Source organism: Stygiolobus azoricus (assembly GCF_009729035.1).
In the GTDB taxonomy this organism is placed as follows: Archaea; Thermoproteota; Thermoprotei_A; order Sulfolobales; family Sulfolobaceae; genus Stygiolobus; species Stygiolobus azoricus.
On sequence record NZ_CP045483.1, the window covers coordinates 55,551 to 68,035 of the forward strand.

The window sequence follows — 12,485 nt, forward strand, 5'->3', positions numbered from 1 at the left end:
TATAAAAAAGTTTCGATATATCTTTTTACCTTAACTCCAAAGGTAGTCTACTCCTACTTTATCAAGTGATTTTAACCAATTGATAAACTTCTTCACGTTTTCACCTTCAAAAATAGCACCGTGTTGCGGTGCTATGACTTCTATATCAAGTTTCTCCATAATTCCGATAAGGTGGTCTAATGCTTTCTTATGTGCTAAATATCTCCTATGAAATCCCTCCATATATTTCACATGTTCTTCAAAATTCTGAACTATAAGGTACCACTTACCTTCGGGGAACGCAGCTGCACCGAGATCTCCTGAAAAGTAGACTTTAGACTTCACATCATAATAGTGAAAATTTCCAGGTGAGTGGATAAAGTGGGCTGGAATAGCTCTAATTTCTGAGTTGCCTAACTTAATACTCGTTCCCTCATCTGGTATAACAACTATCCTGCCCTTTACATCTACCCCCAGATGAGGTAAGAATCTCTCCCACAAAGCCGATACGTATATAGTAGCGTTAGGAGCCATATCCATCCAGAGGTTGAGAGAACCTATCACGTCCGGATCTTGATGGGAGAACAGTATATACTTTATATTCTCTGGTTTCACAAACTCACTAACATTTTGGAACACCCTTTCGAACACGAAGTAGCCTCCAGGATCTAATAATGCTCCCTGATCCCCATCTACAATTAAGTACTGGTTAGTGAGAATACCTTTCTCGAATTCCGATTCATCTAAACCTAGCCAAACAAACTTATGATCCTTCTCCTCGTAGATGACGTAAGGTTTATGTACCCTTAAATTTTTACTCATATTATGAATTAAAGCGTCTAACTTACTATATTAATCTATATGAAATAACTTTTGAATAAGTCGCTATAAGTACTTTCTTTTTAACGTTTAAAATATATAAACACGATTATTTCTTATGTTAAGCTCTGTTTATGCTTACTTATAATTCATATTGAAATATAGCAAATGTATTACTAATAAGCTTAAGATAGAGGTATAAACTTAACTGAACCAAACTCAAAGAGAATCAGAAATTCTTATATAGATTGTGATAATATTGTTTAATCAATACTATCATGATCTCCATAATAATTCCAGCATACAATGAGGAGAAGAGAATAGATAAAGCGCTAAAAGAACTTACGTCGAGATTCCCTAACTCCCAGATCATAGTGATATTTGAAGGTAACGATAAGACACCAGAGATCGTTAAGAGATATAGAAATGCCGCCATAGAAATAAATAGGATAAGGTTAGGCAAAGGGGGATCCTTAAAGAAGGGGATACAACTCTCGAGCACAGAAAAAGTTCTGCTTATAGATGCCGACATACCAGTCCCTTTGTCTAAAATAGATGAAATGACCAAAGTCAACGCAGACCTTGTGATAATAAACAGAGTGTTTAAAAACCAAACGAAACTAAGGAGGTTCCTTCACGGTGGTTTCAAATTCTTAGTGAAGTTGTTCTTCCCCTCTCTCCGGGAAATTAAGGACTTCCAGGCCGGGATGAAACTAGTAAGGAGAGATAGTGCATTAAAAGTTTTGGACGAACTAATTATTAACGACTTTTTATTCGATATTAACTTGATCTATGCCTTTAAGAGAAGGGGGTTTAAGATAGTTCAAATAACAGCCGAGTACATACATGACGATATTAACAGTAAGATATCTAAGTCGTTATTAAAAGTCATCATATTGATGTTTCTGTCCCTCATTAAGCTTAGAGTTTACTACTCGCCTTTTCGAAATGTTATTTATACTAGACCGTTCTTATACATACAATCTAAAATTCTCGAGTTACTAAGACCGTAAAGGGTAAGTGGTAATAATTTTATTACGTAGTTGAAGTCAAGACTTATGTGTGGATATTACTAAAGTCCAGAAGGTTAAAATTGACACTTATTACTTAATCCTCTTCTTCTGGGATCTATTATTATCATACATCCTTTTTAAAGGACATGTAATTTACGCTGGGGATCAAAGTTTTATTATCTATCCACACATCACGTTCAACTACCTAGAATGGGGCGATGTAGTACCCTACACTAACTACCCTTACGGCTTCGTCCCAGTAGTCACTCCAAACTTATGGGTAACTTGGATCACAGTACCTTTTGAGGTCTTTGGTTCCTACGGCGAAGAGGTATTTACCCTAGTGCTCATGTATATCGGGACCGTGTTTACTTTCAAACTAGCCCAGATCTACTTTTCCAAAATAGCGTCATTACTGGGTTCTATGATCTTTCCATCCTCTTGGTACCTCTTCTCCTCAGGAGCCGTTTCCTCTTCTATTTTTTTCAATGATCTCTTTACTTATTTTTCGTTACCAGTACTTACTTATTTCGTGGTAGCTTACTCCAAGGGTAAGATTCCATTTTACAAATACTTTCTCACATTCTCACTAATAGCATTCATAAGCCTTACCGCATCTGGTGACGTGATCCCGTTCGAATTTGTATATCTGATAATAATACTTGTGTACTTTATAAGGAAGTTCAACGTCGTAATAGCCTCAATCCTGTCAATGATCCTTGGTCAACTCTACTGGCTTTACTTAGCTGTAGCACCTACAGTATCATATTTTAGTGGAATAGCAAACACTTCCTTGTCTATATATACTGACCTTCAGACGTACACCCCTCTTAGCCTTACAATAAGGAGTCTGGGGGCTGTAAGCATTACTTATATCCCAAATTACGTTTTACTGTTGTCACTAATTATTCCTCCCGTTTTAACAATACCCCTTCTGAAAAAGAGGAAGGATATAGCGTTTTTCTACTTCATTTGGATACTAGGGGTTGGTCTACTTTCCTCTTATACTACCCCATTTAGACCTTTAATAGAATACGGTATACTGCACAGCGGTTTGTTTGCCCCTTTTAGAGACGCACCGCTCTTTCTGTCACCAATAATTACACTACCTTATGCACTGTTAATTTCTGCTTTCCTTGAAGAGTTACTTAAGTTCAAAGCCGGTTTAATTACCTCTCTTATGTTGTTCCTAGTCCTGAGTTTAGTAATCCCTTACCCAGTTATAATATCTTATAACACTGGTAGGATTAGTATACCACAACAGTTCATAAAGACAATTACTTACCTTAATGAACAAGAGGGGGACTTTACAGTAATACTTTTGCCGTTTCCTGTTTGCGGTTGGTACGGGACGAGTTGGTATTACGGTAATAACATATTCTTATACTTTCTCAAAAAACCCTTGCTTGCAGGCGGTACCTATTCAGGAGGATATTTTATGGAACTTACAACTAAATTGAACTATCTAATCTACATTATTCGAGGGGAGAATAACGTTAGCACTACCTTACAGTCCATTAAAAACCTCCTTATGTTATTCAACGTGAAATATATCGTGGTCGAGGAAGATGCGCAGAACGTTGGAATCGTGGACTTAATTTATCTCCCTCCTCAAAACTACACTGCGTCATTAGAGATTCTACAAAAGTTTGGTATAGTAGATTTAGTCGAAAATTACTCACCTTTCTTAATATACAAAGTTAACTTAAATACGTCCTATGTATACGAGACTAACAGCAGTAACATAACTCTTAGTGAGAATTTGAGCTCTATTCTAAAACCGGTTAAATTTACCTTTAACGGTTATCAAATTACTTTCAACGTGAGTAACTCCAGACATATACTTCTGACATTTGCTTATTCTCCCTATTGGAAGATTCAGGGAAAAACAGGCTATAATATGCTTGGGTTCATTATGTATAACGTGAGTGATAACGGAAAAGTGACTATATATAACTCGCTTACACCGAAGCTCTATTTATCTTATGGTATAGCCATAGTATACCTAGTAGCGTTGATTTTATACACATACATCTTACGTAGGTACGGTTCATCTCGGGTACTTTTCAACAGAGTTTTAAATGTTTTCAGAGCTTTTCTTATTAAAAAATAAACTTAAAAAAGTTTAAACTTAAAATTCCTCTATGGCAAAATTCCTCATAGTAGTCAAGTCCCAAGACCAACTTAACGTAAATACTGCGGTTAACGTAGCTCAAGGGCTAAAAATGATGGGAGCACAAGACGTCAAAATGGTGTTCCTAGGCCCCGGGATTACAGCCCTATCAAAGAAGAACAACATATCAGAAATAGTTTCAAAGGCCTCTGAAAATTTAAAGAAAATGAACATAACCGTTTACGCATGCGAAATGGCTATGAAGAATTATAGCGTGAGTAAAGAAGACTTAGTATACGTTAATGAAATATCGAGAGGAGCCGACGTAATAGTTAAATTCGCTGACAATGGGTATACTGTATTAACTTTCTGATTTTTTAATCTCATCTTCTTTTTTGTTTATAATTTACGGATTTAACTTCCTCACAAGAAAATCTATTATGGGCTTACCGCTTGATGAGATTCTGAAATATTACCCCGATGAGGACACAGTTAACCTTATAATTACTACATCGTGCGATAAGGTCGATGATTATGTTAAAAACCCCAGGTTTTTCCATAAATATTCTAAAGTCCTAGACAAGTTATTACCTTGTATCAGAGACGTACGAGCTCTTTTAGAAAACTTAGATAAGGAACTGTATTTAGGAGATAAGCTGTCATCTTGGAGAATAATTATATCGGCATTCAAAAAAGGCGTAGTCGATAGGGACTTCATAGATTCACGTAAGAATACATTGAGTCAAATACTTACGCAAGCTGAGGGGTGGGAAATAATTCTTGAAATCATAGACTTGGTTAGGGATAAAATAGAGGAGAACAAGAAAAAATTGTATGAATTACTGCCTTCACACGAAGAGTTATGGGAAGTCATATACAGAGGAGGAATTACAATCCCTTCTCTCGTGCTTGAGGATCCTCGTGTTAAGTCTGGCTTAATAAAGTCCAAATACTTCTGGAAATTCTTGCTTAAAAGTAGAAAAGACGGAACGATCAAACAAATAGTTATTAACGGGCTTAAAAGGGGGAATTTAACAACGTGGTATTACTCTCCAGAGTTCGTACGATCAGGCGCTATCTCAGAAAACGAGATTTACTCTAACTCCGCAGTCCTCCTAAACAAGATAAGGTCTAAGTCTACGTGGATAGTGATTGCAAGGATTTCTCCTTTTCTAGAAAAGGATCTCATCTCACAATACATAAGCGTATTTTTCGAGAGACTCTTTGATGGAAAAATTTTCATAAAACTCTTAAAGAGCGGAATACTGACATCCGAGTACAGGGAGTATTATTTAGAGCTCCTTATGTTTGATCACAGAGCATGGGTTTACGTGGACAAAGCTGTTAAGTATAACCTTGTGAGCAAAGAAGAACTCGACATATTTAAGGAATATTTCGAATACTTCGTTAAAGTGTTTCCAGATCTTAAAAGACGTGAGAAAAAGATCAGGGAAGTATTAGGTTGGGCTTGAACACCACCAGGTAAGTATAAAGCCCAAGACTGTGTAAAATAGCGATACACGTTTCATTTCCTGACTAAAAATGTTCAGATCATGAAAGGTAAGTTTATAGTGATAATAGTCACCGAAAGCTAGAACAAGGACAGGTATAAAAGAACCGTCTAGATGGATCTTTAACCCAACTCAAGCCTCTTAATAGTGCTAGGCATGTAACCGGCGTGGGAAATAAACCCCGAAACGTCTACATCCTTCAATTTCATTACCACAACCTTACCTAAAAGTCCTCCTAGGTCTACGTAGGAACCGGGAGGGGAATCTACTGGAATAATCCTCGCCCCCAGAATTTTGTTCAGTGTAATACCCAGGGCTAAAACGTCTGATATGAGACCTATAACCTTGTCCATCCCTTGGGACTTACTGACACCCACCATGTCTATCCCGCTATTACAAACCGCTGATAAGGCGATGAGAGTGTAAAAGTCTATATACCCTTCAAGTGCTCTCTCGATCATAACTGAGTCTTCGCTCACCGGAATAAAGGTACTACTAAGCCCTCCTACCGCTGAGGTAGCCATAGCACCTCCCTTCTTCACCGCATCCATCAATATTGCTAATGCAGCTAAAGATCCATGACCTCCCATCTTCTCTATGCCCATCGCCTCTATTATACCAGCAACACTGTCCCCAACCGTCGGAGAAGGAGCTAAGGACAAGTCCACTGTTGTAAAGTTTATCCCCATCTTTTCAGCAACCCTCTTCCCTATCAATTCGCCGAGCCTTGTGACCTTAAAGGCCGCTCTCTTGATCACATCATGAAGTTCTTCCAGTGTCTTGGGTTTGCTCCTCCTTATTGCGCTTTCTATCACACCCGGTCCGCTAACTGCTATGTTAATAGTAGCTTCAGGCATCCCGAGACCATGATGGGCTGAAGGTACGAAAGGCGAATCGGGCGGTACGTTGGCCATTATACTTGCCCTAGAAGACGAGGTAGGTGGCATGTTAAAGATTTCGTTGACATACAGTTTTATTGCCTCCATATTCATCCCGGCAATTGTAGAGGCAGCGTTTATCATCCCGGTCAGTCTGCGGGTGGTGTTTAAGGCTTTTGCAAAGGTCTTTAGGGTCTTTAGAGCACCTTTAGTAAACCCCCTATCAGCAAAGGCTGAATAACCACTTATATAGTCTATTTTGTGAATCTCGGCTAGTTTATCTAAAAATTTAGCTATTTCTATTCCTTCTTCTTCTGATAAACTTTCTAGGAAGAATTGAATAGGAGATACAGCAACCCTTCTAGTCACCACTCTTATACCGTATTTCCCTGACACTTCATCCACGGCATAAGAGAACTTTTCCAAGGTTTGGTTTAAAGTCTCCAATCTCTTTATGGTTGATTCTAAGTTCCCTGCAAGTGCGAATAGTGTGTTTATACTTAATGTAACAGACCTTATGTCTAATTCTTCTTCTCTCAGCATTCTATAGACTTCGATAATTTCATCAGCACTGTACCGCATTCTTCACACCCTTTCTATATACCTAAAGACCTCTTCATGGTAGGCTTGCACTTCTACTCCTAGTTCCTTACCTTTCTCTTGCAATTGCTTCCTTAACTCCGCTAGGGACACTTTACATTTCGATATGTCTACCACCATTATCATTGCGAATATTCCTCTGACTACGGTCTGTGAAATGTCTATTATGTTGGCGTTATTTTCCGCAAGCTTAGATGCGATCCCAGCCACTATTCCCGGTTTATCAGCCCCAACTACGATAATTATAGCGTTCTCCATCTGGATTATGTACGAGTAGAGTAATTTAACTCTTGGGATTTTTTCCGTATATTAGTTCTAGAACTTATTTATAATTGTAGATAAATTGTGATATGTGCTATATATTATAAATTACATTTTAAAATTTGATTCAGGATTCCCACCACCAACTCTGAGCAAAATATTTATACTATCCTGTTATATATATAGTAGGAAAAGTAAGATGAGGGAGACTATAGAGGTGACCAGAATTGCGATTCCTGAAGTATATAGCTATAAGTTGGACTTTATGGGGAGTATCTCTATATCTATTTTCTCCATACTTAACTATTCTTCTTGAGAGTTCTATATCTACTCCTCTTCTTGTAGACTTAACATATATAATAAGTTCTATCGCTGGAATACTCTTTATAAATCTACTAAAAGTATTTAGAGACGAAAGCATCATTAAGATGTCGATAGTGATTTCTGGACTAGGTCTCATCATGCTAGGGCTGTCAAATAATGCTGTAATGGCAATATTAGGTTTAATAACGTACAACACTTATTGGATTGCCGTACCGTTCTTCTACTACAATTTATCAAGAGCAGAGAAAGAGCAGTTCTCAAAGACTTGGGCGATTTCTATGATTCCTGCATTGATATTACCTATTGTAGGGGGATTAATAACACTTCACATTGGAGTCAGAGCTACCTTCATAATTTCAGGGGTACTGATGATTCTGGCAGCAGTTCCGTTAACCTGGGTAAAATTTAGTATTGAAGGGGAGGGACGTTCCGAAAATAAGGAAAGTTTAATTCCGCTTATCTTCTCCGTTCTTCCCTTATCTCTAGCCCTCCCCTTCTTATATGAGCTGAAGTCCTTTGAGTTATCAACCGTTTGGCTAACGTACGAGATAGGGGAAATCGTCGGCATATTGTTAACATGGATATCGTGGAGAAATAATAACTCCTTAGCTGTGGCGCTGCTGATCTTTTCAACAGTGATCGTAAACTCCTTTGTAGCGTTAGGAGGTTTTTACTACGGACTATCGGAGGCTGTCCTGAGCTCTGGAGTCGGTAGCGTAAACCCCAGAAGTTTCAAGACTGCAATTAGAGTAGCTACTATGGAAGCTTCGTTGTGGACAATAGGATACATCATCTCGTCTTTAGCCTACATAGTTAGCTACTCACTGCCCTTTGTTTATGCAGGTCTTATAGCACTTCTATTTGCTTTACTGATAATGGCTAGAATTGAAAATAGAAGGGTCAGAATACCTAGCCTAAGGAGAATCGAACTAATTGTCCCTCGAGGAATAAAACACGTGGCTTATGAAGGAATAGAACCCTATTTTAAGTTCGCATAGTTTTTAAAGTGAAGGACTATTTGCAAAGATAAACTTTTTTCATATAAGTTCTAATATTCTCTTAATTTAAATATAGAGTATATTGAATCTTTAAGTGTAAGAAAAAGTCTAAGGCTCTTAACTTCTTAGTTTTATAAATAACGCTTAAAAGTGTTGAATGAGATGCTCATTGAGCATGAAACTTCAATATGAGATACCGATAGCTATAGGTCTTTGGTGGATACCCGTCATAGGTCCCGCAATATTTGGAGCTGTTGACGCGTTTATAGAGAGGGACTTCAAAAAGGGCATGATATCTACAGCAATATCTTCAATTTTGGCTTCATCATTTTACATTTACTTAACATTTTCCGTGATAAGAGCACCCATATTAGGCAATTTATTACCGGTTATTACAGTGGTTATGTCTGCTGTAGGTGTTATAATATCATTAGCAACTGTGTACCTAATATTATCAAAGCTGAGTATTACTTCTGTAAGCGGAAATGGGATTTACACTGAATTCTATTCCTCTAGTGTGGAAGAGGCAAAGAGCAAGGTCGAGAACTTTATATCTAGTTTAGGGATAAATCCCTCAGACTGTCCTAGTCCCTCCCTTGAACTATCGGAAGATAAAATTAGGACTACAATGGCATGCAACGGTCTAAAAATACAGTACGAAGTTACTCAGGAGTTAAGGGGGAAGTATAAAGTAAAGGTGTGGGTAAATAACAGCAATGAAGTGTAACAGTTAAATCCGTTTGTCGAAAATCAATTTAATTAAATGATCCTCCCTCATCAAGATATAAGGGAGTTATTAGGAAAAGTAATCATAAACTATTCAGAGCAAAACGTTAGGGAAAATGGTTACGATCTGAGAATTTGTGGAGATAAATACTACGAAGTGCTAGGTAATGCAGAGTTACCAGAAAAGAAAAGCGAGGTAATGTCATTTCACTTTAATGAAGTTGCTAGATTGAAACCGTTAAAAACGTATCTTTTTGAGACGTGTGAGGAATTCAGAATGCCGGATAACTTAGCTGCATTGCTTACACTGAGGAGCACCATGGCTAGAAACGGTTTTCAAGCCCCACCTACAGTAATAGACGCTGGTTATCAAGGAAAAATCACAGTTGCAATAACTAGCTTTTACGAGTCCTCTCTAAGAAAGGGCATGGCCACACATCACGTGATTTTCATGGAGCTAAAAAAACCTACAGAGAAGACTTATCGCGGGCAATACCAGTTTGGAAAAATAATCTGATGTTGGCTAACTGACCATCTCTAGTAACTTCCGATGTTCTTCGTCCCTTTTCATCCTAGCATGTCTCTTCCAATTGCCGAAAGTCTTACCCTTGATCTTCGCCTTACATACCGGGCATTCTTCGACTCCGAACTTCTCAAGATGTATCTTTAGACTCCTGATGTCCTTGAACTTGTGCAAATCCGGAAATAACTGACTTGTCATTTAGGTCTTTGAGGGGAGCAAAGAGAACCCGTAGCATCTTGTAACTATACTACGAGAACATTAATAAGTATTTCCTTATCTTAAAAATAGGAAAAGACCGATTTTTAATAATAATGACCAAGCTTATTAGAGAAAATTAACCTCATATTACATAGAATTTTATATCTTAAATGTTGAAATAAGAGTTGGTATTATGGGATTTAAATAAACAGTACCAAACTACCATGGAAGTAAGTACAGTCATCAGTTAACTTATTATCCTCAAGGAATTTCACAAGCCTTATTTCTCCACGGTACTGGCTGAAGTTTATATTAACTTGGGGGTGAATTTAAGACTCACCGAAGAAGTCCTCATAACTTATTACGTTTTGACTAGTAGTATCTTATAAGTTGACCGAAAGGGAAAAGCTGACCTTTTACTTAGGAGGGAAAGGGATAGGAAAGACCACTTATGTAAAGCAACTCTTAAAGGGTAAAAAGTGGATCGACCTAAGGAGCGTAAACACCTCCGATTACATCTCGCTTAAGGATTATATAGGGGTAGTGGATGTTTATGATCCCAGTACAACCTTAACAAATTATAGAGTATTTGACCAAAGAAAGGCGATTAGTAATATTCTCGAGTTCTTCGACAAAGGAGGAAAGAAAGTTATAATAGTGACTCACACCCTTGAACCTTTCAAGGAAATTCTATCCTCTTATAATCACGATGTAATCGAGCTAGACCTCAGACATGTTGTAGATCAGATTTTAGGAAACAAATATAGTAGCGAAGTTAAGAAACGTTTGAAGGAGTTTAGCTATGGTTACGCTGTAGGCGCGAAGTACTTAAAGCTGTTGAACAAGGAAGTCAACTTTGAGTCCCCTGAGGACATTATAAGGGAGTACATAAAGTCCCTAAACGTAGAACCTATACTCGTCAAAATCAGGGGAAAACTGGGTGTCTTACCCAGATCAATTGTAGGTGAAAACATACTCTCCCAGAAACTTGAACTCCTAGTGGAAGAAGTTTTGGAAGATATGGCGAAAGACTTAGGGGAAGAGGAGACAATGCTGAAACTCCAAGACATAATCTTGCGCTTTGATGAAGAGTGCATTAGGCAAGCGTTCTTAGTTTCGGTTACAGTTAGCAAAGCTGGTTACCTCTGCGATAAGTGCCCTCAGCTCTGTGTCGAGCATGAACTACCCTTAAGTATCAGACAAGCAGTTTTATACCCTAGTAGGATAACCTTGAGGCTACCTTTTAGGGGATGCGGGAGGACTTCAGATGACGCTATCAGATACGGATCCTCAGATAGAGAGGGAGTGTGCTCTAAAGAGATCCTTAGCAGTATTACTAAATACGTAATGAACGAGTTCTCCGCTCAGGTCTTGCACGAGTATTTGGGTCGTTTCTACGCTGATAAGGCGAACGACACAGAAAGTTTACGAGCTTTAGGTGTTTACGTGAGGACTATGTCCTTGTACTTGAGAGATAAGATACTACCTTACGCAGAGAAGATAATGGATAAGGGAGATTGGATAGCAAAGTCGTTGATACTCCCCTACTTAGTTGACGTTACAAGTGATGCTAAGCCTTTCATAGCTACAATATGCATGGAAGGTATAGAACAGTGCAAAGTAGCTCTGATAGATGGTGGAATAGACGAACTTAACGCCAGATATGATAGGGACTTAGACCTGAGCATAAGGAAAGCCCTTTCTGATCCCCCTATTTTGGTAAAGGATTACACTAGGTATCTCGGGATTGACACTGATAAGTGGCTAGTTATAAGGAAGGAATATTATGAGAGCACATTAGGAAAGTTCTTGGTTTATGCAGGGTATCCCGATGAGGCACAAAAGCATCTCATACACTGCGTTAATTCTGAGATAATGGATACGATGGTGAATTGCAGGATACTATGGGCAAAAACGATGGTTCTAAAAGGTCAGGACGTTTCGGAATACACTAAAGAGTTGTGGAACGAGGTAAAGAACAAAGTAGAGATCCTACCACAAACTAAGGCTATAGTCTTGTCCTTTTACGTAGTCTCTAACGACGATAGTGTAACTTACGAAGCGTACTCTCATTTACTCCGTCATGTACCTTACGTTAAAGTCCTTGTAGACTGTTATTTCGGTAGTTGTAATAAGGTTGAGTTTGCGTTAGTTACTGCCCATAAGGACACTATGGTCCCTGCTATTATGTACAAATTAGGCGAGATTAGTCAGGAACAAGCCTTTGAAGAGTGTATAAATACTTCTGACATTACGGAATGCGACAATTACGTTTTAAACCCAAATAAAGCTGTAGAAGACGTTTTAAACAGGACTATTCCGGGCAAAATGCTTTTGAGCGGAAAGTTAAATAAAAAAGAGTTATTACTTTCAATTTAGGTCAAGTCATGACCTTTTGAGATTTCATCTAATATCAGCTTCTCAATTATGACATTGAAAGCGTCATCTAATGATAACCCTTCGCTTAAAGCGTAGAGCTCAACTTGCCTTAAGATTTCTTCATCTAAGGTAAGCGTAACTTCCGTTCTCATCAAAATTTCTA

13 protein-coding genes are annotated in these 12,485 nt (G+C 38.2%); 8 read left to right on the forward strand and 5 right to left on the reverse strand.

Annotation, left to right across the window (positions count from 1 at the left end; all coding sequences use genetic code 11):
• Positions 1–30 precede the first annotated feature (30 nt).
• Positions 31–801 carry an oxygen-binding di-iron domain-containing protein gene (locus D1868_RS00320; protein ID WP_156004774.1) on the reverse strand — a complete coding sequence of 257 codons (771 nt, stop codon included), beginning with the start codon at positions 799–801 and terminating at the stop codon, positions 31–33.
• A gap of 275 nt (positions 802–1,076) precedes the next feature.
• Here D1868_RS00320 and D1868_RS00325 point away from each other — a divergent pair, with 275 nt between their 5' ends.
• From D1868_RS00325 to D1868_RS00340, 4 genes are all read left to right on the forward strand, one after another.
• On the forward strand, positions 1,077–1,811 hold the full coding sequence (locus D1868_RS00325) for a glycosyltransferase (RefSeq protein ID WP_156004775.1): 735 nt from the start codon (positions 1,077–1,079) through the stop codon (positions 1,809–1,811).
• A 49-nt stretch (positions 1,812–1,860) separates the two neighbouring features.
• Positions 1,861–3,924 carry a hypothetical protein gene (locus D1868_RS00330; RefSeq protein WP_156004776.1) on the forward strand — a complete coding sequence of 688 codons (2,064 nt, stop codon included), beginning with the start codon at positions 1,861–1,863 and terminating at the stop codon, positions 3,922–3,924.
• A gap of 31 nt (positions 3,925–3,955) precedes the next feature.
• Positions 3,956–4,297: a DsrE family protein gene (locus tag D1868_RS00335; RefSeq protein WP_156004777.1), complete on the forward strand. Its 342-nt coding sequence runs from the start codon at positions 3,956–3,958 to the stop codon at positions 4,295–4,297.
• Between the two features lie 67 nt (positions 4,298–4,364).
• Positions 4,365–5,396, forward strand: coding sequence for a hypothetical protein (locus tag D1868_RS00340; protein WP_156004778.1), 1,032 nt, complete (start codon positions 4,365–4,367; stop codon positions 5,394–5,396).
• 161 nt (positions 5,397–5,557) lie between these two features.
• On the opposite strand, the gene D1868_RS00345 is transcribed toward D1868_RS00340, so the two are convergent.
• Positions 5,558–6,895 (reverse strand): DUF711 family protein, encoded by a 1,338-nt coding sequence (locus D1868_RS00345; RefSeq protein WP_156004779.1) that lies wholly within the window; start codon positions 6,893–6,895, stop codon positions 5,558–5,560.
• 3 nt (positions 6,896–6,898) lie between these two features.
• Positions 6,899–7,171, reverse strand: a complete 273-nt coding sequence (locus D1868_RS00350) for an ACT domain-containing protein (RefSeq protein ID WP_156004780.1) — start codon at positions 7,169–7,171, stop codon at positions 6,899–6,901.
• Between the two features lie 230 nt (positions 7,172–7,401).
• On the opposite strand from D1868_RS00350, the gene D1868_RS00355 reads away from it, so the two are divergent.
• From D1868_RS00355 to D1868_RS00365, 3 genes are all read left to right on the forward strand, one after another.
• Entirely contained in the window at positions 7,402–8,496 is a 1,095-nt protein-coding gene (locus tag D1868_RS00355; protein ID WP_156004781.1) for a hypothetical protein, read from the forward strand.
• 175 nt (positions 8,497–8,671) lie between these two features.
• Positions 8,672–9,223, forward strand: a complete 552-nt coding sequence (locus D1868_RS00360) for a hypothetical protein (protein WP_156004782.1) — start codon at positions 8,672–8,674, stop codon at positions 9,221–9,223.
• Between the two features lie 36 nt (positions 9,224–9,259).
• Positions 9,260–9,739: a dCTP deaminase gene (locus D1868_RS00365; protein ID WP_156004783.1), complete on the forward strand. Its 480-nt coding sequence runs from the start codon at positions 9,260–9,262 to the stop codon at positions 9,737–9,739.
• A 6-nt stretch (positions 9,740–9,745) separates the two neighbouring features.
• Here D1868_RS00365 and D1868_RS00370 read toward each other — a convergent pair whose 3' ends face one another.
• On the reverse strand, positions 9,746–9,943 hold the full coding sequence (locus D1868_RS00370) for a hypothetical protein (RefSeq protein ID WP_156004784.1): 198 nt from the start codon (positions 9,941–9,943) through the stop codon (positions 9,746–9,748).
• A gap of 390 nt (positions 9,944–10,333) precedes the next feature.
• Between D1868_RS00370 and D1868_RS00375 the strand changes: the two genes are divergently transcribed.
• On the forward strand, positions 10,334–12,322 hold the full coding sequence (locus D1868_RS00375) for a hypothetical protein (RefSeq protein WP_156004785.1): 1,989 nt from the start codon (positions 10,334–10,336) through the stop codon (positions 12,320–12,322).
• Here the strand turns inward: D1868_RS00375 and D1868_RS10875 are convergent.
• Positions 12,319–12,474, reverse strand: coding sequence for a hypothetical protein (locus D1868_RS10875; protein ID WP_196770252.1), 156 nt, complete (start codon positions 12,472–12,474; stop codon positions 12,319–12,321). The genes D1868_RS00375 and D1868_RS10875 overlap by 4 nt on opposite strands.
• Between the last annotated feature and the right edge of the window lie 11 nt (positions 12,475–12,485).

Bases quoted from the DNA above. Each gene is read 5' to 3' on its own strand.
- D1868_RS00320 (WP_156004774.1), bottom strand. From the start codon at position 801: ATGAGTAAAAATTTAAGGGTACATAAACCTTACGTCATCTACGAGGAG.
- D1868_RS00325 (WP_156004775.1), top strand. From the start codon at position 1,077: ATGATCTCCATAATAATTCCAGCATACAATGAGGAGAAGAGAATAGAT.
- D1868_RS00335 (WP_156004777.1), top strand. From the start codon at position 3,956: ATGGCAAAATTCCTCATAGTAGTCAAGTCCCAAGACCAACTTAACGTA.
- D1868_RS00340 (WP_156004778.1), top strand. From the start codon at position 4,365: ATGGGCTTACCGCTTGATGAGATTCTGAAATATTACCCCGATGAGGAC.
- D1868_RS00345 (WP_156004779.1), bottom strand. From the start codon at position 6,895: ATGCGGTACAGTGCTGATGAAATTATCGAAGTCTATAGAATGCTGAGA.
- D1868_RS00350 (WP_156004780.1), bottom strand. From the start codon at position 7,171: ATGGAGAACGCTATAATTATCGTAGTTGGGGCTGATAAACCGGGAATA.
- D1868_RS00360 (WP_156004782.1), top strand. From the start codon at position 8,672: ATGAAACTTCAATATGAGATACCGATAGCTATAGGTCTTTGGTGGATA.
- D1868_RS00365 (WP_156004783.1), top strand. From the start codon at position 9,260: ATGATCCTCCCTCATCAAGATATAAGGGAGTTATTAGGAAAAGTAATC.
- D1868_RS00370 (WP_156004784.1), bottom strand. From the start codon at position 9,943: ATGACAAGTCAGTTATTTCCGGATTTGCACAAGTTCAAGGACATCAGG.
- D1868_RS10875 (WP_196770252.1), bottom strand. From the start codon at position 12,474: ATGAGAACGGAAGTTACGCTTACCTTAGATGAAGAAATCTTAAGGCAA.